Origin of the sequence: Enterococcus sp. DIV0008, assembly GCF_050542615.1 — a bacterium.
GTDB classification, from domain to species: domain Bacteria; phylum Bacillota; class Bacilli; order Lactobacillales; family Enterococcaceae; genus Enterococcus_D; species Enterococcus_D innesii.
On record NZ_CP172937.1, the window covers coordinates 99,181 to 122,351 of the forward strand.

The 23,171-nt window shown below is 46.0% G+C and carries 21 protein-coding genes; 15 read left to right on the forward strand and 6 right to left on the reverse strand.

Translation table 11 applies throughout. The annotated features are described in order from the left end of the window. Positions 1-113 precede the first annotated feature (113 nt). From IGI84_RS00445 to IGI84_RS00460, 4 genes are all read left to right on the forward strand, one after another. The gene (locus IGI84_RS00445; RefSeq protein ID WP_430600589.1) at positions 114-2,222 is read left to right on the forward strand and encodes an SH3 domain-containing protein; all 2,109 of its coding nucleotides are present in this window, start codon (positions 114-116) and stop codon (positions 2,220-2,222) included. Positions 2,223-2,463: 241 nt separating this feature from the next. Beyond that, positions 2,464-2,967 (forward strand): general stress protein, encoded by a 504-nt coding sequence (locus IGI84_RS00450; protein ID WP_005226556.1) that lies wholly within the window; start codon positions 2,464-2,466, stop codon positions 2,965-2,967. Between the two features lie 269 nt (positions 2,968-3,236). Beyond that, complete coding sequence (locus IGI84_RS00455; RefSeq protein ID WP_086293544.1) at positions 3,237-3,803, forward strand: hypothetical protein; 567 nt, start codon at positions 3,237-3,239, stop codon at positions 3,801-3,803. A gap of 299 nt (positions 3,804-4,102) precedes the next feature. Further along, complete coding sequence (locus IGI84_RS00460; protein ID WP_005232820.1) at positions 4,103-4,516, forward strand: phosphate-starvation-inducible PsiE family protein; 414 nt, start codon at positions 4,103-4,105, stop codon at positions 4,514-4,516. A 33-nt stretch (positions 4,517-4,549) separates the two neighbouring features. Here IGI84_RS00460 and IGI84_RS00465 read toward each other — a convergent pair whose 3' ends face one another. Genes IGI84_RS00465 through IGI84_RS00475 form a run of 3 tightly spaced genes read right to left on the reverse strand, consistent with a single transcriptional unit; the run spans position 4,550 to position 7,877 of the window. Beyond that, positions 4,550-6,421, reverse strand: a complete 1,872-nt coding sequence (locus IGI84_RS00465; RefSeq protein ID WP_430600590.1) for a fructose-1,6-bisphosphatase — start codon at positions 6,419-6,421, stop codon at positions 4,550-4,552. Then, positions 6,411-7,229: a pyruvate, water dikinase regulatory protein gene (locus IGI84_RS00470; RefSeq protein ID WP_430600592.1), complete on the reverse strand. Its 819-nt coding sequence runs from the start codon at positions 7,227-7,229 to the stop codon at positions 6,411-6,413. Before IGI84_RS00470 ends, IGI84_RS00465 begins: the two co-directional genes overlap by 11 nt. Before the next feature lie 12 nt (positions 7,230-7,241). Beyond that, positions 7,242-7,877 (reverse strand): helix-turn-helix transcriptional regulator, encoded by a 636-nt coding sequence (locus IGI84_RS00475; RefSeq protein ID WP_086293547.1) that lies wholly within the window; start codon positions 7,875-7,877, stop codon positions 7,242-7,244. Between the two features lie 190 nt (positions 7,878-8,067). Here IGI84_RS00475 and ppdK point away from each other — a divergent pair, with 190 nt between their 5' ends. After that, entirely contained in the window at positions 8,068-10,701 is a 2,634-nt protein-coding gene (gene ppdK, locus IGI84_RS00480; protein WP_430600594.1) for a pyruvate, phosphate dikinase, read from the forward strand. 82 nt (positions 10,702-10,783) lie between these two features. Here the strand turns inward: ppdK and IGI84_RS00485 are convergent, their stop codons facing one another. Continuing rightward, positions 10,784-11,176, reverse strand: coding sequence for a YbaN family protein (locus IGI84_RS00485; protein WP_086293551.1), 393 nt, complete (start codon positions 11,174-11,176; stop codon positions 10,784-10,786). A 172-nt stretch (positions 11,177-11,348) separates the two neighbouring features. Here IGI84_RS00485 and IGI84_RS00490 point away from each other — a divergent pair, with 172 nt between their 5' ends. Beyond that, positions 11,349-12,158: an aldo/keto reductase family protein gene (locus IGI84_RS00490; protein WP_086293553.1), complete on the forward strand. Its 810-nt coding sequence runs from the start codon at positions 11,349-11,351 to the stop codon at positions 12,156-12,158. Positions 12,159-12,443: 285 nt separating this feature from the next. Then, positions 12,444-14,489 carry a methyl-accepting chemotaxis protein gene (locus IGI84_RS00495; RefSeq protein WP_005226571.1) on the forward strand — a complete coding sequence of 682 codons (2,046 nt, stop codon included), beginning with the start codon at positions 12,444-12,446 and terminating at the stop codon, positions 14,487-14,489. Between the two features lie 146 nt (positions 14,490-14,635). Here the strand turns inward: IGI84_RS00495 and IGI84_RS00500 are convergent, their stop codons facing one another. Continuing rightward, positions 14,636-15,400, reverse strand: a complete 765-nt coding sequence (locus IGI84_RS00500) for an OmpA/MotB family protein (RefSeq protein ID WP_086293555.1) — start codon at positions 15,398-15,400, stop codon at positions 14,636-14,638. A gap of 13 nt (positions 15,401-15,413) precedes the next feature. After that, the gene (gene motA / locus IGI84_RS00505; protein WP_005232810.1) at positions 15,414-16,178 is read right to left on the reverse strand and encodes a flagellar motor stator protein MotA; all 765 of its coding nucleotides are present in this window, start codon (positions 16,176-16,178) and stop codon (positions 15,414-15,416) included. 620 nt (positions 16,179-16,798) lie between these two features. Here motA and flgB point away from each other — a divergent pair. The 8 genes from flgB to fliJ are packed head-to-tail and all read left to right on the forward strand — an operon-like array spanning position 16,799 to position 23,125. Then, positions 16,799-17,158 (forward strand): flagellar basal body rod protein FlgB, encoded by a 360-nt coding sequence (gene flgB, locus IGI84_RS00510; protein WP_017144455.1) that lies wholly within the window; start codon positions 16,799-16,801, stop codon positions 17,156-17,158. A gap of 21 nt (positions 17,159-17,179) precedes the next feature. Next, positions 17,180-17,596, forward strand: a complete 417-nt coding sequence (gene flgC / locus IGI84_RS00515; protein WP_003129038.1) for a flagellar basal body rod protein FlgC — start codon at positions 17,180-17,182, stop codon at positions 17,594-17,596. 7 nt (positions 17,597-17,603) lie between these two features. Next, entirely contained in the window at positions 17,604-17,927 is a 324-nt protein-coding gene (gene fliE, locus IGI84_RS00520; protein ID WP_081117647.1) for a flagellar hook-basal body complex protein FliE, read from the forward strand. Positions 17,928-17,954: 27 nt separating this feature from the next. Then, entirely contained in the window at positions 17,955-19,577 is a 1,623-nt protein-coding gene (gene fliF / locus IGI84_RS00525; RefSeq protein ID WP_220426375.1) for a flagellar basal-body MS-ring/collar protein FliF, read from the forward strand. Between the two features lie 10 nt (positions 19,578-19,587). Beyond that, a complete protein-coding gene (gene fliG, locus IGI84_RS00530; protein ID WP_005226586.1) occupies positions 19,588-20,592 on the forward strand; it encodes a flagellar motor switch protein FliG in 1,005 nt (334 codons plus the stop codon). Continuing rightward, positions 20,576-21,334, forward strand: a complete 759-nt coding sequence (locus IGI84_RS00535; RefSeq protein ID WP_081117649.1) for a hypothetical protein — start codon at positions 20,576-20,578, stop codon at positions 21,332-21,334. The genes fliG and IGI84_RS00535 overlap by 17 nt, the downstream gene beginning before the upstream one ends. After that, positions 21,331-22,683, forward strand: a complete 1,353-nt coding sequence (gene fliI, locus IGI84_RS00540; RefSeq protein WP_005226590.1) for a flagellar protein export ATPase FliI — start codon at positions 21,331-21,333, stop codon at positions 22,681-22,683. The genes IGI84_RS00535 and fliI overlap by 4 nt, the downstream gene beginning before the upstream one ends. A gap of 22 nt (positions 22,684-22,705) precedes the next feature. After that, entirely contained in the window at positions 22,706-23,125 is a 420-nt protein-coding gene (gene fliJ / locus IGI84_RS00545) for a flagellar export protein FliJ (protein WP_005226592.1), read from the forward strand. Positions 23,126-23,171 lie beyond the last annotated feature (46 nt).

The following is a 23,171-nucleotide window of genomic DNA, read 5'->3' on the forward strand; positions in this document are numbered from 1 at the left end:
CTGTTTCATAGCAAGAATTTATCTCGTTGATTTCACTGTTTTTTCATCTTAACCCCCCATTTTTTAATAAATCGTGTTACAATAAAAAAAGGCTAATACGACGGAGGGATTAAATGACAATTCGTAAAGAACGACGCCGCTTAGAAAAGCGCTTGAAGCGCACACAATATACCCAAAAAAGTATTACGATGGCTACTACTTTAGTAGCGGGATCAACGTTTATCCCGACCTTAGGGCATGCGGCTGAAACGGCAACGGCAGAAACTAGCAACGACCTTAAAGTCGTTGAACAAACAACAATCAGCAGTACACCTGAAACCGACAGCACGCCAGTTGAGGAAACCACAGAATCGACGCCAGCACCTGTTGTGACCGAAGAAACTTCGGAAACGACGGAGGAGTCAGGGACGGAAGCAGTTACTGAGGGATCAGAAACAGCGACGACAGAAAGCACAACAGTCGCTAGTGATGAAGTCTTAGAAGCAGATGAAGTACCATCAGCCCTTTCTGATTTGACTAGTCGGGCATTATTTTCACGGGCAACGATCGATCCGGCTGCCTTTATCAGTCAGATTTGCGGCTATGCAACGGAAGTGGCGGCAGCAAACGATCTGTATGCCTCTGTTATGATGGCACAAGCGATTTTGGAATCTGGTTGGGGCGCCTCGACTTTGACGACCACGGCCAACAATATGTTTGGGATCAAAGGTAGCTACAACGGCCAATATGTGACAATGGATACCTATGAAGATGATGGTTCCGGCAATTATTATTTGATCAGCGCTAAGTTTCGGAAATACCCATCATTAAAAGAGTCTTTTGAAGACAATGCATATGTGTTGCGCAACACGAGTTTTTCTAGCGGCAACTACTATTACAGCGGTGCGTGGAAAAGCAATACGACCTCTTACACACAAGCGACCGCTTGGCTACAAGGGCGTTATGCAACCGATACTTCTTATGCCAGCAAATTAAACAATTTGATCAGTACGTATAATTTAACGCAATATGATACCGGCAGCTCAAACACAGGTGGCGGCAATAGCAATGAAACGATCGTCAGTGATGAAACAGCGATCAATCAGCAGATGAAAACCACGGCCTCTATGAATATTCGTTCGGATGCTTCCACCAGTGCCTCTATTACTGGTTCGTTAGCAGCTAATACGACGTTTACGGCAGCGGCGACCAAAACCGGCACCAGCGTCAATGGCAACACCACGTGGTATAAGATTTCTGGCAAAGGTTGGGTCAGCGGCGCGTATTTGACGAAGGTTTCGACCGACTCTTCAAACAACAATAGCGGATCAGGCAACACCGGTTCTGACAATAGCAATTCTGGTACGACGATCAATAAGCAAATGAAGACGACGGAAGCGATGAATATTCGTTCTAGCGCGTCCACTAGCGGATCAGTGGTTGGTTCACTTAGCAAAGGCACGACCTTTACTGCCACTTCTATGAAAACCGGTACATCAGTCAACGGCAATAAAAATTGGTACTATGTCTCTGGCAAAGGTTGGGTCAGCGGCGCCTACCTTACTGAAGTGACCAACAATAATGCTTCTGAAGCGGAAAAAGAAGACAATGGTTCAAGTATCAATCAACAAATGAAAACGACGGCCGCATTGAATGTTCGCTCCGATGCTTCTACTAGCAGCCGTGTTGTGACAACGCTTGGTCAAGGGGTAACCGTTACCGTGACAGCGAAAAAGAACGGCACTTCAGTGGAAGGCAATAAAACGTGGTATTACGTTTCTGGCAAAGGTTGGGTCAGTGGTGCCTACTTGACAACAACCAGCAGCTCTTCCAATAATAACGGTTCAACAACCACAAATCAGCAAATGAAAACCACCGAGATTTTAAATGTTCGTTCCGATGCTTCTACCAGCAGCAGTATTACTGGTTCTTTAAGCAAAGGGGCAACCGTCACGGTTACCGCAACAAAAACCGGGACGACCGTCAATGGCACGAACAAATGGTATTATGTTTCTGGCAAAGGTTGGGTCAGCGGTGCCTACTTGACAGCTGCTAGCAGTGGGTCTTCTAATACGAATACCAGCAGCAGTAGTTCAACGAAGACGCATACGGTGAAATCAGGTGACAGCTTATGGTCACTGGCACAAAAATACAACACCAGTATCAGTCAACTCGCATCATGGAACAACATCAACAGCAGCTATACGATCTTTGTCGGACAAAAACTGATCGTTTCCAAGTAACAAGTAAAAAAACCGCGTGCAAGCCATTGGCTCACGCGGTTTTTTTATGCTGGATCAAGCTTTTACTAAGCTGTTAGCGGTTTTTCAAGAAACTACTTGTTTTTCGTAAGCGCAATCAAACTATTTGGTCAATCATAGAACCCTGCGTTAGAATGAAAGAAGCAATAGAAATTGCTAGTTTTAAAAGAATTGCTTCAGAACCAGAACAATCGAAGCGTACACAAAATAAGGAGGATTTCACATGCACAACAGAAACCTAACGATTATTGGCAGTTACGACACTCGAACAGAAGTATTACCGGTTATTGAGCAATTGACAAACGAAGGCTATGGCAAAGACGATATCGTGCTGTATGCGAATCAAACAGTCATCGATCAATTTGGGTTAGAATCCATCGATGATGTGGAAGTGGAGCATGCTGCTAGTGAAGACGAAGATCGTTCGCTTTGGGAAAAAATCAAAGATGCGTTTTCTTTTGGCGATTCAGATCACAGAGACGATGAACATGATCCATTATACGGCTACCGAGATGACATCGAACGAGACAAACTCGTTGTCGGCGTCTACGATTATCAGCCGATGGACAAAATAACGGATCGTGATGCAGATACTGAGCCAATCATCGATCAACCGTTACCAGGTGAAACAGCGATGCCCGATGAGTCCGTTCATCCAACACCGCGCATGGGAGACAGTGATATTGAAGCACCGATCCATGACCCGAATCATCTGCGAAACTTATAAGTAAAAGAATTTCTTAAGTAAAGGAACTATTAAAGCCAGAGGAACGAGCATCCGTCGCACCTGCCAACCCTTAGTAAAGGGACGGGCCCGCAGGTGATCGACCGTCGCCCTCGGGCTTTTTTTGTTGCGCAACGGGCATTCATGTCTTTGTCATCTTTGAAAATAAAACTTAATTTGTTGACGGTTGCTTTTTTTTGTATAATATAAGAATGAGATAGATCGTTGTCGGAAGGTCCAACCACTTTTTTGGGGAAAGGATGGGGAGTGCGATGAAATTCAAGTTCAATATGCAGTCGGCATTAGTCAGTTGTTTTGTTGCGGTTTTTTTGAGTGTGGCGATCAATCAAGACGCCAATGCCTTTGTTGCCGCGCCCTTTGTACGAGATTCTTCCAGTAGTTCCTCTGAGCCACCTTACCAGACAGCAAGCAGCAGTATCGAAGAAACCTCTGATTCCAGTCAGATTTTTTATGAAGCCAGTGTTAGTTCGTATACACCGTCTTCAACGACTAGTCGCTCGATCGAAGCGTCGACAAATGAAGGCACGTCTGTTTCCGTAAGTGAAGCAGAGACAGAGCCTAGCGTCAGCACTTCAGCAAGTAGCGAAAGCAGTTCGAGTACCGCGCCCAGTGGCGGATCAACCACCACCAGCGATACTTCTAGCAGTAGCGCTAGTAGCAGTTCTTCAAGCTCTTCCAGTACGAGTTCGACCAGTACTACAACAAGCAGCTCCAGCAGTGAAACGACTGAGCCGTCTTCAGAAACCTCCAATAGCGACGAGGAAGCCGCGGAAGATACGAGTGAAAATGTTGATCTAACAGTCGAAGGGGCTCACTGAGCCTGACTGTAAAAATCAATCTCATCTTAAAGGGACCATTTCAGCTAGGCCTTGTGCCTAGCTTTTTTATTTGCTTATGTTCAGAGCCATGAACACACCAAGTGAACGAAAGATGCGCGATTTCTCACTCTGAGACATCAAAAAATAGCAAAGAGGAAGGTTTTGTTGGCGGATTGCTGGAACAGAAAAGAGCCGTCTTACGTTTTTATTCACTGCCTCCATAAAAAAAGCTGCACTTGCAAGCATATCATAAAGTGATTCTGAGTAGTTTCGCTATAATAAGTGCGAGGAGGGGTGTTATGGGAAAGTATTTTAAGCACTTCGAAAAATTGATTAGTGTTGTGGTTGATATTATGTTAGGACTGTTGGTTCTGTTGGTTTTGGTGGTGATGGCGGAAGCGATCTATAAAATCGTTGTCCATGTGATCCCACTGCATGAAGTTAGCGATCTTTCTTTATTGATCGAAGAGATCGCAACATTGTTTATTTTACTGGAAATTATTTTGATGTTATTGCGTTACGTAAAAGAAGGTCACCATATTCCGGTGCGCTACTTGATTTTGATCAGTATCACAGCGATTTTAAGGGAGTTGCTTTTAGCGCAGGGAAAAGGGTTAGAAACGCTCTTTTTAGCCTTAGCGATCTTGGTCTTGATCATTGTGCTGCAGGCGTTGGAAAAACTCAAAGCCTTTCATAGTTCCAAAGGACTGTAAAAAAAATCATCCGATTGGTTGACGAATGACTCGTCAAGGGATCGGATGATTTTTTAATTCTTCAAAAAGCACGCGGCTTTCTTGCTGCAGCCGCTTGCCGATATCTGTTTGCCCTACCGTGGTTCTTTCCGTTTGCCGCACGACGATTTTTTTCTGAGTGACGATGTCACGTCGCTGCTGGATGGCTTGCTGGCGATCTGTAAAGGGTTGATGGGCTGCTAAGGTCATGCCGAAGGAATTTGACAACAGCGTGTAACCAGCAATGCCTGTGACGGATTGGTAGGAGCGGGAAAGTCCGCCATCAATTACCAATAAACGACCATTTGCCTTGATGGGCGTCTCGCCTTTACGCACTTTGACAGGGGTGTGGCCATTGATGATGTGGCCTGTCGGCGGCAGACCGAAGGCAGCTAGGACACGGCAGCAGAAGTCTTCGTTTTCCCTTAAAGAATAATAGGCATTTTTTTGTTCTTTATGGGTGTTGCGATCTGCTATAAAGTAGCGCTCAAAGGTTTTCATGGCTTTTTTGCCGAAGAGGGAAGAGCCTTCGCCACACCAAAGATACCAGATCATATCGGTGGCAAGGTCTGTTTGGTTTTCTGGTTGGGCAAAGCTTTCCTGCAAACATTGCTGAAAAAAGTCCATCAACGCTTTGCCTGCTAAGGGCTGCTGCTGGAAAGTAAAGGCCAGGAAATCGCCGTTTTCCCGACAAGGCAGGCAGCCGTGATACAGTAGGTTGTCGTTGAAGCGCTGGTACAATGTGCCATGCTCGACCAAAAAGCGCATATGCGCAGCTAAGCGGGGCGAGCGTTGAAATTGGCGCAGCAAATCTTGCAATACTTCATGTTCTTCGGCTGTCAAACGGTAAGGATCATCGGGATCTACTAGTTGAAAACAGCCGTTGATCAAAGGATAGGTCTGGTCTAGCTGGATTTGTTGCCGATCTTGAGACAAGCGATGCAATAAGCAGCGCTCTGCCATCGCAAATGCCGGTCGCCGCTGGATCACGGCTGCTTCGACTTTGAATTGGATGATGGCAAATGCCTGCTGCAAAAGCATGGCGGCTTTTTTTTGCTGGCTTGATAAAGGGTCCACTGTTTTTTGCGGATAAAAGCCGGCATTTTCTGTGTAATATTTTTGGCTAAAAGCCAGTGCTTTTGATAAATCGATCCCATAACCATCTTGTAATAATGCCAGATTGCCGTAGCGAGCAGCGATGCGGATCGTATTGGCCAAACAGGGCAGCGAGCCGCAAAAGCTACCGATCCACAAGATATCATGGTTGCCTAGCTGAATATCCAGTGAAGGCAAAGTTATCAAGCGATCGACGATTTTGTCTGGCGCCGGTCCTCGATCATAGATATCGCCTAAGACATGGAGATGGTCCACTACGAAACGCTGAATCAAGTACGCCAGTTCTTGGCAAAAAAGCGGGGCTGCCTCTAATTCAATGATCTTATCAAAAATCGCCTGATAGTAAGCTTCTTTATTGAAGTCGGCATCATATTGGTACAACAGTTCTTCTAAGATGTAAGCAAAAGAAGTCGGCAATGCTTTGCGTACCTTGGAGCGTGTGTATTTACTGGAAGTAAAGCGGGCAACTTTCACTAGCTGTGCCATCTTCAAGCGCCAATCGGCAGGGGTCCAGGCCTGTTCTTGTAATAGCTCCTCTGGATAATAAATGACAAAACAGAGTTCAGTCTGTTCTTCTTTCGTCAAGACACCGGTAAACAAAGTCTCGACTTTTTCTCGAATACTGCCAGAACCATTCCGCAAAATATGGTCAAAGGCATCGTATTCGCCATGCAGATCGCTGACAAAATGCTCGGTAGCTTTCGGCAGCTGCTGGATGGCTTCCAAGTTGATGATCTCGGTCAGGTTTGCCAAGGTGTCTTTATTGAACATGGGCCTGTTCTTTGGCTTGTTCTTCAATCAGCATCGCGCTTTCTTCAATGGAGCGTTTGCTGACATCGATCACCGGAATGTTCAGCTTTTTGAACCATTCATTCGCGTAGGCTAATTCTGCTTCGATTCGTTCACAATTGGTGTAATGGGTCTCTTCTTTCAAGCCCAATGAATGCATCCGGGACCGCCGGATTTCCGTAAGGGATTCTGGATTCGTAGTCAAACCGACCATTTTCCGTGGGTCTACTTGGTGCACTTCGGCTGGCAAAGCGACTTCAGGAATCAAAGGCAGATTCGCCACTTTGTAGCCACGATTTGCCATGTATAGGCTCAATGGGGTCTTTGAGGTTCGCGAAACCCCTAAGAGGACAAAGTCAGCATCGAGAAATCCCCGTGGGTCTTTGCCGTCGTCGTATTTTACGGCAAATTCCATCGCTGCCACCCGGCTGAAATATGCTTGGTTCAAGCGATGCAAGGCACCAGGCTCTTGGACGGCTTCTACACCGAATGTTTTTTCTAGCATCGTGGTCAAAGGCGACATAAAATCGACATACTGCAAACCAGTCCGTTTGGCAAAGGCATCAACAAAAGCGACTAATTCTTTATTGACTAAGGTGGTAACGACGATCGATTTGTCTAGCAAGGCATCTTTGAGGATCTCGCCTAAGCTCTCTTCATCATTAGTAAAGGGAAAGAGCTGGATATCTGAAAGGTCGATCGTGGGAAACTGCGCGGAAACGGCGGCGATCAGCTTTTGTGCCGTTTCGCCTATGGAATCTGAAATCAAATATATTCGAACGTTCTTCATTGTTTTTGCCCCCTAAAAGTGTGTGTTGTCACTGTCATTACCTGCTTGAATAAAGTAATTCATCAGCCGTGTCTTCGTGATTTTGCCGATGACTTTTTTTGGTTCCTGCGGATCGACCACAGGCAAGGTATCGACTTCATGTCGTCCTAACAACGTACCAGCCGTCAAGATCGTTTCTGCCGGTGTGATGGTCACGATGTTTGGCATGCGAGTCATGATCATCGCTACGGGTGTTTTTTCTGGTGCGGCATTGCTGATCGCAAAGCGCAGCAAATCTTTGCGGGAGAGTACCCCGATCAGTTCGTCTTGGTCATTTTTGACATAGAGGGAACCGACATCGTACATAAACAAAGTCGTGACTGCTTCATAAACGGAGACCGTTTGTGAGATCAGCAACGGTGGGATCATGACTTCTGCAACTTTGGTATGGTAGAGTTTTTCGAAAAGCAAAGGCTCAACGGTTTGTCCTGTGTAGAAATAGCCGACTTTCGGTCGGGCGTCTAATAAACCGGTCATGGTTAAAATCGATAAGTCATTCCGCAAGGTTGCGCGGCTCAAACCTAACTGCTTCGCAATGGTCTCCCCACTGATTGGCTGATGCTCTTTGACGATCTCAATGATTTTCATTTGTCTTTGGCTTAATTTCAATGTGTCACCTTCTTTCTTTTATGTGCTATGCTATTGATTATATGATTTTCCGAATGAAAAGGCAATCCTTCTCTTTTAAAAAGGATAAATCCCTTAAAAGTTTTCTTTTTTTGGCTTGACGATTAAATGTGTCATACTATATACTGCTAATTAATCGAAATAGTATATAACATTTAAAAGGAGGAACATGATGGAAAAAGCAGTCGTATGGTTTTCAGAAGGCACGAAAGAGCAAAAAGCACTATTAGGCGGGAAAGGGGCAAATCTTGCGGAGATGACCAATTTGGGTTTGCCTGTTCCTCAAGGATTTATCGTCCCGGCCACCATTTGCCTGACCTATTTAGAAGAACAGGTTCTTCCTGAGGCGATCATCAAGCAAGTCAAAGCTGCCATCGAAGAATTGGCAGTCCGCAGGAACAAAACATTTGGCGGACTGCAGTCGCCGTTGTTGGTTTCTGTCCGCAGTGGTGCCAAGTTTTCCATGCCAGGGATGATGGATACGATCTTAAACCTTGGGTTGAATGATGAAACCGTCCAAGGGTTGGCTCAGCAGACAGGGGACCCCGTCTTTGCTTATGATTGTTACCGCCGCTTGATCCAGATGTATGGGGATGTGGTGAAAGGTGTAGCAAAAGAGCACTTTGAAGCCTACTTGACAGATTATAAGAAACGGCAGAATTATGCGTCAGACCAAATGATGACCGGCAATGATTGGCAAATGATCTGCCGCGTGTTTCAAAGTATTTATATGGAACATACTCAAGAAGCGTTTCCGCAAGACCCGTTTCAGCAATTGTTGGCAGCCATCACGGCGGTTTTTCGTTCATGGAACAACCCACGGGCCAAGACCTACCGTTCCCTCCATCGGATCCCTGACGATCTAGGGACTGCCGTAACGATTCAAGAAATGGTTTTTGGCAACAGTGGGATAAATAGTGGGACGGGTGTCGCCTTTACCCGCAATCCAGCAACCGGGGAACCGGGACTTTTCGGCGAATTTCTAGTGTGTGCCCAAGGGGAAGATGTGGTTGCTGGCATTCGTACACCACAACCGATCCAAGCGTTGGCACAGCAGCATCCCATGATCTATCAGGAACTAAAGCAACTGGCTGAGGGTTTGGAGGATCACTATCAAGACATGCAAGACATTGAATTTACCATCGATGACGGTCAGTTGTTTGTCTTGCAAACAAGAAACGGCAAACGAACCGCCGCTGCCGCAGCGCAAATCGCAACGGATATGGTCGCAGAAGGTCGGATCACTATCAGACAGGCACTAGATCGCATTACACCAGAAATGATCGATCAATTGTTGCACCCGTTATTTGCCCCCGAAGCCTTGCAGCAAGCCGAAGCCTTTGCGCAAGGCTTGCCGGCTAGTCCAGGGGCAGCTTCAGGACATGTCTATTTCACTGCAGAGGCAGCAGAAAAAGCCAGCCGCACAGGAGAAAAAGTCCTGCTGCTGCGGCAGGAAACCTCACCTGAAGATATTGAAGGTATGGTGGTGAGTGAAGCGATCATTACCGCTCGTGGGGGGATGACTTCGCATGCGGCGGTGGTCGCCCGTGGTCTGGGGGTCTGCTGTGTGGTAGGATGCGAGGCATTAAGTGTCGATGTATTTTTGAAGCAGGCTCGCTGTGGTGAGTTGCTGATTGAAGAAGGTGACGTGCTTTCGGTAGACGGCAGTACTGGCAAACTGTATCAAGGGCAGCTGCCTATGACCAGTGTGCAGGAACGGGTCTTATTGGATCAGCTTTTGACGTGGGCGCAAGCCCAGGCAGATCTAAAGGTTTACGCAAATGCGGAAACGAAAAATGACATTGAGGCGGCGCTGGCCTTTGGTGCAGCGGGCATCGGCTTAGCACGGACGGAGCATATGTTTTTTGGGGAAGCGCGTTTGTGGAAAATGCGGGAAGTCATCTTGGCAGAAACGAAGGCGGAACGATTGGCGGCGTTGGCTGAGATCAAGGCGTATCAAAAAGCCGATTTCAAAGAAATGCTGCAGGCCGCGCAAGGAAAGAAGTGCACGATCCGTTTATTAGATCCGCCACTCCATGAATTCTTGCCCCATGAGCATGAACGTCTTGAGATGGCCCGCCGTAGTCAAAAATCATTGGCGGAGATCGAGCGGCGAATTGACGAACTGCAAGAGGTCAATCCCATGATGGGGCATCGCGGCAGCCGCTTAGGACTGAGCTATCCAGAAATTTATGAAATGCAAACAGCGTCGATTTGTGAAGCGGCTGTGGAGTTGCGGCAGCAAGGAGTCGAGGTAGAGGCGGCGATCTTATTGCCCCTGATCAGTTTGCCTGCAGAGTTGCAGGTGTTGAAAGAGACGTTGACACAGGTGATCGCTCAAGCAGAAGCCACCCTGCAGCAACCGTTGCGCATCGAGATCGGCATGATGATCGAGACACCTAGAGCGTGCTTGATTGCTGGGGAGTGTGCTGAAGAGGCGGCGTTCTTTAGTTTTGGTACCAATGACTTGACCCAAATGACCTTTGGCTTTTCGCGGGATGATGCCGGCAGCTTTATTCAAGCCTATTTGCAGTCGGGGATCTTACAAGAAGATCCTTACCAGCACTTAGATCAGGTAGGTGTTGGCACCTTGATGCGTCAAGCGATCGCCGGCGTAAGAGATCGTCAGCCAGAGCACTCGATCGGTGTTTGTGGCGAAGTCGGCAGCGATCCCTATTCCATTGCATTTTTGCGAGAGATCGGCATCGACTATGTTTCTTGCTCCCCATACCGAATCCCTGCTGCCTGGTTAGCGATCGCCCAATCGGCCCCCATCATCGAAGAGGCGTCAGTGAGCACCCGCTAAAATAGGAGAAAAAAATACACCGCAGTCCACTAGCAAGGTTCGCTTGCTTGGTGGATTACGGCGTGTTCGTTTAGCGTCGTACTTACAGGGGCTGATCCGTTTTTTGGATCGCAGGTTTGCGTCCTTTTAAATACCAAGTGATCCCAATGACATGGGCGAGGTAGATGGCAGCGAGGACGAAACGTACCAGCAGATTGGAGATCAATAGTGCAGGAATTGCAAAGACTATCAGCATCATGGCAAACATCCGGAGCATTCCTTTGGTGCTCAGCTGTTTTTGTACGAGTGGTTTTTCAATGTATTTTTGATAATTTTCTGATTGAACCAAGCGTTGATAATAGGTATCGGAACTCCGCAGCCAGAAATAAGCCGTCAGCAAGTAAAAGACGGTTGTAGGTAAGAAAGGCAAAAAGATTCCTAACGTACCTAAACCGAATGTCAGTGATCCACAAAGAAAAAATAGTGTTTTTTTCAAAAGTAACCCTCCTTATTTGGGTGTTTCGTGTCTTACCCTCAGTATAACGGAGGAGGGGCAGCTTGAACATGCGTTTTGTGCTTTTCCCCGTTTTTTAGCGGCAATAAGAGTTTTTCTTCCCCTTACTCCTGCTTTTTTGATAGACTAGAAACAACACAAAGGGGGGAGCAACATGGAAACGATTGAATTGAATACCGGCATTCAGATTCCAGTGATCGGCAGTGGGACGAATACATTTGGGAAAGAAAACCGAGAATACCAAGGTGCGATCAATGATGATACGACAGAGCTATTGACTGCCATCAAGCTTGGGTATCGGCATTTTGATACGGCGATTTCTTATCGCAACGAAGCCGTGGTAGGCAAAGCCATCAAGGAAAGCGGGATCGACCGCAGCGAATTTTTCCTGACTTCTAAGATTCCTGGCAAACCACAGCATACGCAAGATGCAGCTGCCGTGAAAGCGTCTGTCGAAGCGAGTTTAGCAGCCTTGCAGACGGAATCGATCGATCTTTATTTAATCCATCATCCGTGGGACAACTTGGCAGAGATCGCCGCTGTCTGGGCGGTTCTTGAGGCTTATGTCGATAAAGGAGTCTTAAAAGCGATCGGGGTGTCCAATTTCCAAGAAGAAGAACTTAGCTATTTATTGGCAAACAGTCGGATCAAACCAGCGGTCAATCAGATCGAATCGCATCCAGGCAAGTGGAATGATGCGATCATCGCCTATTCCTTAGCCAATCAGGTAGTGCCAGAAGCCTGGGGTCCGCTTTCCGGGATTTCGGAAGCGGCACGGGAAACCTTGACCCAAATCGGTGAAGCATATCAAAAAACCTGGAGCCAAGTGGTCTTGCGTTACCAAATCGAGCGTGGGGTGATCGTGATTCCGAAATCCCATTCAGAAAAACATCAAGCCGAAAATTTAGCGCTCTTTGATTTCGCTTTGACGGCGGAAGAAAAAGCTGTCATCAAAGAGTTATAGATAATAAAAAGCAGTCCCATTAAATGGGACCCTACAGCCAGTGCGGAAACTTCCGTGCTGGCTATTTTTATGCAGTCGCAACGCTCCTTTATGACTGAGGAGCTTTTCTATTCGTTACAACAGCAACCGTAAGCCTTAGCAAAAAAGAAAATGCGCTTGCAGCCGTTTCTGACAATGAATCCTCTTAATTATTCAAAGAAATGACCGATTATCCTTACTAAGGGTCGTCTACGGACGAGTCTTCAGTGGATTGTGTGAAATTGGAAATGAAGGAGTGGCACAGTTGTGAAAAAAAGAAAAAAGACGATAGGAATTTATGTGATGATCACCTTGATGCTGGTTGCGGGGATCCCGATCATTGTCATGCTGACAAGTTCCTATTTAACCACCAAGAACTTATTGATTGAACGAAATGATTTGAACAAAGAAAGTGCCGTCAATTTGATCTTGGCGGAAGAAAAGAGTTTGCGCCGATCGACGGAAAGCAAATTGAAATCAATGGCTGAACTGCCAGCGATGAAAACAGAATTCAGTATGGGACGCATCCGTTCAGATCTTTCTTTAGCGATTGCTGGAAGCAACAGCTTCTTAGCGGTGACTTTTGGAACAGAAGATGATGAGTATGTGACCTTCAATCCCTTACCAGATGATTATAAGCCCACGATTCGACCATGGTACAAAGGGGCCGTTAAAGCCGAAGGAGAAGTCTATTGGACAGCACCTTATTTAGATACGGTGTCGAATCAATTTGTGACGTCGGCTTCGATCAGGGTCAAAAACTCCCATAATCAAGTGGGGGTTTTAAGCGTCGATGTTTCCTATGAAAGCATTCAAAACATCTTGTCTTCCTTTACCGTAGGGCGGACTGGGAATGTCACCTTAGTTTCAGAATCTGGGGTCATCGTGACCTCAAAAAACACCAAACAAATCGGTAAGAATATCAAAGAAGAAGAAGTATTCCAAAAAATCAAAGAAGCTAAAAACCCGACAGGCATGGTTGGTTTAGGCGACTCGAATAAAGTCAACGATGTGTTGTATGACAAGTCTGCTGATTCCAATGTTTGGGCGTACTCCGAAGTCAAAGCTAGTGATCTAGACAAAGAGCTAGGAGCTTTAGTCCGCACCACCATTATCGTTACGATTTTGATGCTGCTCTTTGTAGGACTGGTTTCTTATGCCGCGATCAAAGTAGTCGCAGCGATCATCGATTGCTTCAATCGTTACTTTAGAAAAGTCGGTGAAGGCAAACTAGAGAAGATGAGCAAAACCAAAAGAGCCAAAGGCGAAAAATGGACATGGGATCAATTGGCACGCCGAGTTGTATATCCAGACAAAGCAGGCAATGAGATCCAGCAAATGGCGGACAATTACAATGTGATGATCGAAGGCACGGGTGCATTGATCCAAAAAGTACAAAAAGAAAGCAACAGTGTCGCAGGAATGTCGGATTCTTTATTAGAATTGTCAAAACAAACCAATATTGCGACAGAAGAAGTCTCTCAAACCATTACGGGGATAGCTGAAGTGACCGGTGCTCAAGCCCAAGAAACAGAATACAGCGTGTCACAAATGCAAAATCTGTCGCAAGTCGTGAAAGAATTACGAGAAAATGTTGGCGGCATGAGCAGCAAGTCACAAGAATCTACGAAGATCAATCAAGAAAACTTAACGATCATGGATCAAGTCGATGACAGCTGGCGACAAGAGTTGGCACAGATGGAGCGCTTGATGTCGAACATGACGGGAATGAATGATAGTATCCAAAATATCAACTCGATCATTGGGGTCATCAACGATATTTCTTACCAAACCAACTTGCTAGCCTTGAATGCATCGATCGAAGCCGCAAGTGCTGGCGAGTCGGGCAAAGGCTTTGCCGTCGTGGCTGCTGAGATCCGTAAATTGGCGGAACAAAGCAAAGCCTCTACCAAAGAGATCGAAGCGATCATTGAAGAAATTCGTGAGCAATCTAGTCAAATGGTTAAACAAACGTCGGCGTCTGTCAAAGGTGGCGTTCGCCAAACCAACTTGATCAAAGAAGCGATCTCGTCTTCAAAAGAAGTTTTCCAACGCAGCAGCTATATGATCGAAGGCATCCATCATATTGAAGCAGCCAGTGCCCGTATCGAAAATATTCAAAACAGTGTACTGGAAAACTTAGAAAACATTTCCGCATCAACGGAAGAAAATGCCGCTGGTACACAAGAAGTTTCCGCAAATGCAGAAGAAGTCTTGGCAACCATGGATGAATTTACCAACCATGTGGCAGACCTCAGAGACATTGCAGAAGAGTTGAAGCGATTGACCAATCGTTTTGAAGTGGAAAAATAAACCAAGCAAAAAAATCACTCATCAGCTATTCGCAAGAATGGCTCGTGGGTGATTTTTGTTTAGTGAATAGGAGACTACAAAAAAGCCAAGACGGATATTGGTCGTCTTGGCTATTCATAATGATATTTATAAAACCTTATTACGGACTATTGTGCCGTTTCAGTCCGCTGAATGATCATCTCCACGCGGCGGTTTTCCGAGCGGCCTTGGGGGGTGTTGTTATCGGCTTTCGGTTCGGTATCGGCAAAGGCTTGAATGGCAGCATTTTTTTCTAAAACAGCGCCTTTGCTGATGAAGTATTCCATAACGGTAATGGCCCGAGCGGAACTAAGATCCCAGTTAGATTGGTAGCGGCCATTGCCTTTTTCCGGTACGTTATCGGTATGCCCGGCGATCACGATTTTGTTAGCTTTTAGTTTTTTCAGTGAGTCCGAGAGTAGATCCAGTGACTGACGAGTGGTGTCCGTGATCTCGGCGCTGCCAGAGGCAAACAAAATACTGCTAGCTAACGTGATATGCAAGCCATCAGATTCCAAGCGAACTTCTGTCTGGTCTTTTAAGCCAGAAGCGGCGAGTTCTTGTGACAGCTGGTCGCTGATTTTTTCTAGCTGTTGATTTTCCAGTTGGGTCCGAACTGCTGCTTCTTGCGCTTGTGCTTCGGCAGAAGTGGCGGCTTTTTTTCGCGGCGTGGTCTCGCCCATATCGATCACTGACCCGATGACGGAGGCATTGCTGTGGTGGCTGGAAAGGATGGTGCCGAATTCGCTTCGGATTTCTTGGAACTTCTCATCATCGACTTTCGCCATGGCAAACATGACGATGAACAAAGCCAGCAGTAAGGTCAACATATCCGAGTAAGGCAAAAGCCACGCTTCGTCTACATGTTCTTCATGTTTCTTTTTTCGTTTCATGTCGCTTCACCCTTTATAATTGTTCTTGCCGTTTTTTCGGATCGATCAAGCTGTATAATTTTTTCTCAATGCTTTTCGGTGATTGTCCGGCTTGGATCGCTAAGACCCCTTCCACGATGATCGACATCATTTGGACCTCTTGCTCCGATTTTAAGGTCAGTCGTGAACTAAAGGGAATGAACAGCACATAACCGAAGAAAATACCGTAAAGGGTCGCCACGAAAGCCGCCGAGATCATATGACCCAGTGCTTCTACATCCTCTAAATTGCCTAGCGCCCCAATCAGTCCGATCACGGCTCCTAACACCCCTAAGGTCGGGGAACTCGTGCCGGCGGTTTTAAAAATAGCCGAGCCGATGCGATGCCGTTCTTCGATCCCATAGATCTCATTTTCCATGATTTCTTGGATCTGTTCGGCAGCGATGCCATCCACCACCATTTCCAAGCCCTTTTTTAAAAAAGGATCTTCTAAGTTTTGGATAGCACCTTCAAGAGATAGTAGGCCATCGCGCCGAGCTTGGTTGGCTAATTCAACGATGGTATTGATGGTTGTTTTTAAGTCGTATTCTTTATTTTTCAGCAGAACGCCGAAGATCTTCGGGATTTTTTTGATATCACTGCTGGGAAATGAATTGATAACGGCTGCGATCACACCGACGAAAATGATAATCGCGGCTGCCGGATTAATCAAAACGGCCACATTGGCACCTTTTACAATCATCCCAACCACCACAGATATCAATCCTAAAATAATACCGATCAGCAAGAAAAAATCCATTTGTTGCGTCCTCCTAAATTCTATTTCCAGGTTTTAAACCCTCATTTATTTTATCGGTGAATTAAAATCATTCTTAATAGCAAAAAAAAATAATCCAAAAAATAACTAAAATAAATTTTCTGCTTCTCTTTTTTTTGTTCTTTTTTTGAAAATTTTCGTCAAATTTTTGAAATGGTACAGCTTGCAATTTTTGTGAATATTTATAGATGGTACCGTTTTTTTTCGTGAAGTGTTTCTCAGGGTTTGTCATACCATCAAACACAAATGAAAATATTTTAATCAATTTTTCGAATAATGCTTGTTTTTTTATCAAAAAAATGATTTTGATCAAAAAGTATAGATATGCTTGTAAAACGCTTTATATCGATCATTTACTTTTTATAACTGGGGACGAAATTGCGATGAAACAGTGTTTAACAAATAACATAACATACCTGTAACTTAAATGTCATATCCGTAAAGTTGCAAAAATCAAATTGTAAAATAAAAACAATTCTACTATAATGACATCACGTCTTCTTGTTTTTTTAATCTATAACAAAAAAATCAATAAATATATTTGTTTCTGTTCCATCGATGAAAAAAACGTTTGGTACAGAAGGTGGAAGGAGCAATTATTGTTGGATACCTATGATTTATTAAAAACAGCCATGAACGTTTCTGCACAACGTGCAGAATTGATTTCGTCTAATATCGCCAATGTCAACACGGATGGGTACAAAGCAAAACGCATCGTGTTTGAAAGCGAATTAAAGCAGGCACTCGCTTCGTCAGGGACCGACGCTGCAACCGAAGCGTCAGTTTCTCAAGTAAAACCGAAAATCACTGAAAATGCAACTACCAGCATCAAAGACAACGGCAATAACGTGGATCTTGAAGTGGAGATGTTGGATCAAGCAGCCAATGGGTTATATTACAGTGCATTGACCGCACAAGTCAACGGACGCTTGCAAATGATGAACCTTGTATTGAGTAATTGATAGAAAGCGCAGGAAAAATAAATGGGTATGTTTAACGGACTAACGATCAACGCGAGCGGTCTAGCATTGGAACGGTTAAAACTAGATACGATCTCCAGCAATATCGCAAATGTAAATACGAATCAAACACAAACAACCGCGGCTTATCAAAAAAAGAGTATTCTTTTTTCAGAAAATTTAAAAAATAGCCGTGAAGGTACACCGGCTACATACGGTGTCAAAGTGACGGGGATCGCTGCCGATGAGACAGAAAAGCTGACCTATGATCCTACCAATCCCGCTGCCAACGACGAGGGATATGTCGGTCAATCAAATGTGGATATTGCCGATGAAATGGTGGCAATGTTGCAAGCGGTTCGAACGTACGAAGCCAATGTTTCTGCTTCAGAAATGAATAAAACGATCTTGAAAAAAGCATTAGAAATATCAAAGGGGTAACGAGAAAATGGATGGACTTTTAACGACAGGATTAACAGACTACCAAAACGTTTTGCGGACACTAGGCACGGGGGCTGCTTCAAACGAGACCAGTGTTGCAGGCGCCAAGGAAAATCAGTTTTCTTCTTACTTGACCCATGCGGTCGATCAGTTGAATCAAAAAACGGCGGTCATGGATCAAGATACTGTAAATTTGATCACCGGCGATGAAAGCGATCTAGGCAATGTGATGATTCGTATGACGGAGGCGCAACTGGCGCTACAAACAGCCGTTCAAGTACGAAACAAGTGTTTAGAAGCTTACAATGACGTGAAAAATATGCAGTTTTAGCAGTGGGTGAGGGAATAAGGATAAATGATGGATAAAGTGAAAGAATGGACAGAACAACTCAAAGACCGTTGGCAAATGCAAAGCTCTTTAAAGAAAATGATCGTTGTTCTTTCCGTTATCAGCGTTCTCGGAATCACAGCAGCTGTTTATTATTTAAATACGCGAATTGAATACGGTATCTTGTTTACGGATCTAAGCGATGCCGATGCGGGAACGATCAGCAAGGATTTGGAGGAACAGCAGATCGCCTACAAATTAGCCGACAATGGGACGACGATTTTGATCGATAAAGACCAAGTCGATGAATACCGCATCAATCTTGCCGTGGACAATAAGTTACCAAATACCAGTACAGGCTTTGAATTATTTGATGATGCCAACATGATGACAACGGACGAAGACCGCAAGATCATGTATCAGCGGGCAGTAACGGGCGAACTGCAACGAGCAATCGAGTCGATCGATGCGGTCAAATCCGCCAAAGTTTTACTCGTGATGCCAGAAGAAAGTGTCTTTTCTTCGGAGGAAAGTGCGCCAACCGCCTCTATCGTGTTGACCTTGAAAAATCAGCAGATCTCAGACGAGTCCGTGCAAGGAATCGTTACCTTGACTTCCGGCGCAGTGGAAAAGCTGAAGCCTGAAAATGTAAAAGTCGTTGATAGCGCGGGCAATACCTTGACGAGAACCGAAGATGAAGCCAGTCAATTAAGTGGCTTAAACAATAAATACATTGCCATCAAAGATTCCTATGAAAAAACGTTAGAAGAAAAAGTAGCGAAGTTGCTGACACCGATCTATGGTGCAGACAAATTCCAAGTGTCGATCAATTTAGACTTGAATTTTGACTCGATCGAGCGGAAGAAAGTTACTTATGATGACCCAGAGATCAAGAGTGAGACAGTGCAGGCTGCTGGTTCGCAAGGGACCGTCCAAGAAGCCCAATCAGGGACGGTGGATGACAATGTCTCCAATGTGACGGGCACGGATGGAGAGGGAAACAATTCCTACAGCCGTTCGGTGGAAAACGAATTGGATACCGAGACCACCACGACCATTACGGCCCCTGGCATGATCGAACGAATGACCAGCTCGATCGTGATCAATGCGAACCTTTCGCAAGCGGATCAAGCAGAATTGCAGCAGTTGATTGCTAGTGCCGTCGGCTATGACAATGACCGTGGTGATCAAATCGCGATCCAAGGATTTGACTTTGCCCAAGCAGAGGTTGATCCAGCCGCTGATCCGCAAGGGAATGAACCGATTGCAGCTGCCAAAGGTTATCTCAAGTACGCCATCATCGGCGGTATCGTGTTGACCTTGTTCTTGGTGATCTTAATGATCGTTGGCGTGATCCGACGCCGACGCAAAGAAGACGAGCTGGAAGTCGATGTGACGGAGGAGATGGTCTCCTTTGCACAACCGTCCGCAGTCAGCACCGGAGCGAGTAACCCAGTTGCACAAGAAGTCGTTTTTGGCGGTGTCGGCAATCGGTCTGCTGAAACGAAACCAGCGGTGCCAGAAGCATCCACACAAGAAGCCGCAGCAGAACATTCAGGAGAACCAACATTGGATCAAACGGCTAGAAATTATGCCGAAAGCAATCCTGAAGTAGCGGCGGAATTGATCAAAGCTTGGATGAAAGAAAAATAAGGGGGCAGCCATGGATACAATAGACGGGGTAAAAAAAGCAGCGATTCTTCTGATCTCTCTAGGATCAGATACCTCTGCAAAGATCATGAAGCTGCTGCCAGAATCATTTATACAAAAGGTGAGCTATGAGATCGCCAATATCGACTTTGTCAGTCCCGAAGAGCGGGATCAAGTGTTGGAGGAATTTTCTCATACCGCAACGGCCCGCAAATATGTCTTAGACGGCGGGATCGATTATGCCAAAAATTTGCTGAACCAAGCATTAGGCCCTCAAAAAGCCAAAGAAGTCATTGACGTATTGACTCAGATCCAGCTGCGGGAACGGCCCTTTAATATCGCTCGCAAAGCCGATGTTCAACAGTTGACCAATCTGTTGATCGGCGAACATCCACAAACGGTAGCGTTGATTTTGTGCTACATGCAGCCGGACAAAGCGGCCAGCGTCTTGTCACAGTTTCCCGATCATTTGCAAGTGGAGATCGCTGAACGGATCGGAACGATCTCCAGTACGTCGCCTTTGGTGATCGAACGGATCGAAAAAGTGATCGAGAACAAATTCTCGAATTACATTGAGAACGATACGGAAAATGTCGGTGGTGTGCACACACTGGTAGAAATCTTGAACTCAGTCAGCCGCAGCACCGAAAAGAACATTTTGAACGACTTAGAAAAGCGGCAACCGGAACTATCCAACGAAGTGAAATCCAGCTTGTTTACTTTCGAGGATATCGTGACCCTCGATCGCTTGGATGTTCAAAAAGTCTTACGAGATGTTCAAAACGATGTGTTAGTCTTAGCGCTTAAAGGCACGACCGATGACATCAAGAACTTTATTTTCTCCAACCTCTCATCACGGGCGGTGGAAAATCTGCAAGAAGAAATTCAATTTATGGGTCCTACCCGCTTGTCTGCTGTAGAAGAAGCCCAACAAAGTGTGGTGGCTGTGATTCGACGGCTAGATGAAACCGGTGAGATCTACATCGGAAGGGGCGACCAAGATGCAGTGGTCAAATAGCAGTTTATTGAAGCAGCAGGCGGTCAAAACGACTGAAGCTGCGCGCAGTATTTTGACGGATACGACCATCAAAGCGCCGATTGAGAAACCGAGCTTGGATCCAGAACTGCAAGCGGCTAGACGTGCACGCCAGTTGGAGCAGGAACGGCATCTGCAGCAAATGGAAGCCTTGAAGCAGCAGATTTTGACCGATGCACAAGCGCAAGCAGCTCAAATTCTAGCAGAAGCGAGAACGGAAGGCTTTCAAGCAGGACAAGCAGATGGCTTTCAGCAAGGCTATCAAGAAGGACTCAATGCCAGCAAAGAAGCCGCGCAAGCATTGATGACACAAGCCCAAGCCAATGTCGCTGAAGCCGTGTCTGAAATCAACACCTTTCGCTCAGAGAAAAAGCAAGAAATGATCGCTTACGGCACGGCAATCGCCGAAGCCTTGATCAATCAACGTTTTACAGACGAGCAAGCAGGCTTCCTGCCTTTTGTGGAGTCTGTGCTATGGCAATTTGAACAACCCGATCAATTTGTGACTGTTCGCAGCCAAGAGCAGCATCTTGCAGGGTTGCGAGAATTGTTGGAAACCAAAAAGCAGACGATCAGCGGGTTTCGCTATTTACTCATGGCAGATGACAGCTTGGCGGAACATGATTTTTGTATCGAATCTGAAAATGCCTTGGTGGTTTTTGAACTGAGGAAAGAAATCGCTCGCTTTTTGAGCCAATTTCTAGAAAGCAGTGTGAAGGAATGACGTTTGAATTACCGATCACAGCGCTGCGCAAAACAGCGCAAGCACAGCCGTTTTTTACCACTTACGGCAAAGTCAGCGAAGTCGTAGGTCTGTTGATCAAAGTCGAAGGGCTGGCGGTTTTCATAGGAGAAATCTGTGAAGTCGCACTGCAAAACAAGACACATACAGCCTTAGCCGAAGTCGTGGGCTTTGTGAAAAAAACCGTGCTCCTGATGCCCCTTGATCAGCTAGAAGGCATCGGACCGGGCTGTTTGGTGCGGCCAACTGGCAAATCGTTGACGGTAAAAATCGATGATACGCTGCTAGGGCACACCTTAGATGGACTAGGGCGACCGTTAGATATGGCGCTGGAGCTGGAAAGTGCGCCAGAATATCCAGTTAGTCAAGATTCTCCTGACCCCTTTCGTCGTCAAAAAATCGCTGAGATCATGCCGACAGGTGTCCGGGCGATCGATGGTCTCTTGACCGTCGGCCTTGGCCAACGGATCGGCATTTTTGCCGGCAGCGGGGTCGGTAAGAGTACCTTATTGGGGATGCTGGCTCGTTATTGCGAAGCCGATGTCATCGTGATCGGCCTGATCGGCGAGCGAGGACGAGAAGTCAAAGAATTTATTGAAAATGATCTAGGACCAGAAGGCTACCGCAAGTCGGTCGTTGTCTGTGCTACCTCCGATATGCCACCCCTCGTACGACTAAAAGGGGCTCATGTGGCAACGGCGATCGCTGAGTATTACCGCGATCAAGGCAAGAAAGTCGTATTGATGATGGATTCGGTGACCCGTTTTGCGATGGCGCAGCGGGAGATCGGTCTATCGACAGGTGAGCCGCCGACGACCAAAGGTTATACCCCTTCTGTGTTTACAGCTTTACCGAAGTTGTTAGAACGCAGTGGGATGTCGGACAAAGGTTCGATCACGGCCTTTTATACCGTCTTGGTAGAAGGGGATGACATGAATGAACCGATCGCTGATGCGGTGCGGGGGATTCTTGACGGTCATATTCTGTTGTCCCGAAAAATCGCCGCTCAAAATCATTATCCTGCCATCGATATTCAAAACAGCCTCAGCCGTTTGATGAAGACCCTCGTTTCTGAGGAGCAGCATAAACATGCGGGGGAACTAAAAGAAAACATGGCCGTTTATGCAGAGGCCAAGGATTTGATCGATATCGGTGCTTACAAAAGCGGCAGTAATGCGTTGACCGACCAAGCGATCGCGCTGCATCACCCCATCCTGCGGTTTTTACAGCAAAAAGTGGATGAGCGGATCCCATTTGAACAAACGATTTTTGAACTGGCGCATTTGTTCAGTGAAGAAGCGCTGATCGAGCGCCAGCGTTCGACCATGTAAAACAGATCATAAAGGAGCAGCTATGCAAGCATTTCACTTTTCCTTAGAAAAAGTATTGGATCACCGAAAAACCATTGAGCAAGAAGCCAAACGGGCGTACGCCCAAAAACAACAATTGTTGATTCAGCAAGAACAGCACCTGAATACGCTGACACAGGAAAAAGCCCAGCTTTTTGATGTCAATGAGATGACCATTGGGCGGATGCAAGTGCAGCAACGCTATTTGCTTGCTTTGAATGCCACCATCGATGAGGTTCAGAACAAAATGTTTCACGTGAAGCAAGAATTGGCAGAGTCTTTATCGGTGGTGGTAGAAGCGCAGCAGGAACGCAAGATCGTGGAAAAACTGCGAGAAAAACAATTTGCTGAATACACCTATGAACAGCAATTGGAAGAGCAAAAACAATTGGATGAGTTCGGCAATCGCGCCTTATTTTCTTAAAGCACTAATGGTTTTAGTGATGAGACGACCTTGGTTTCAAAGCATC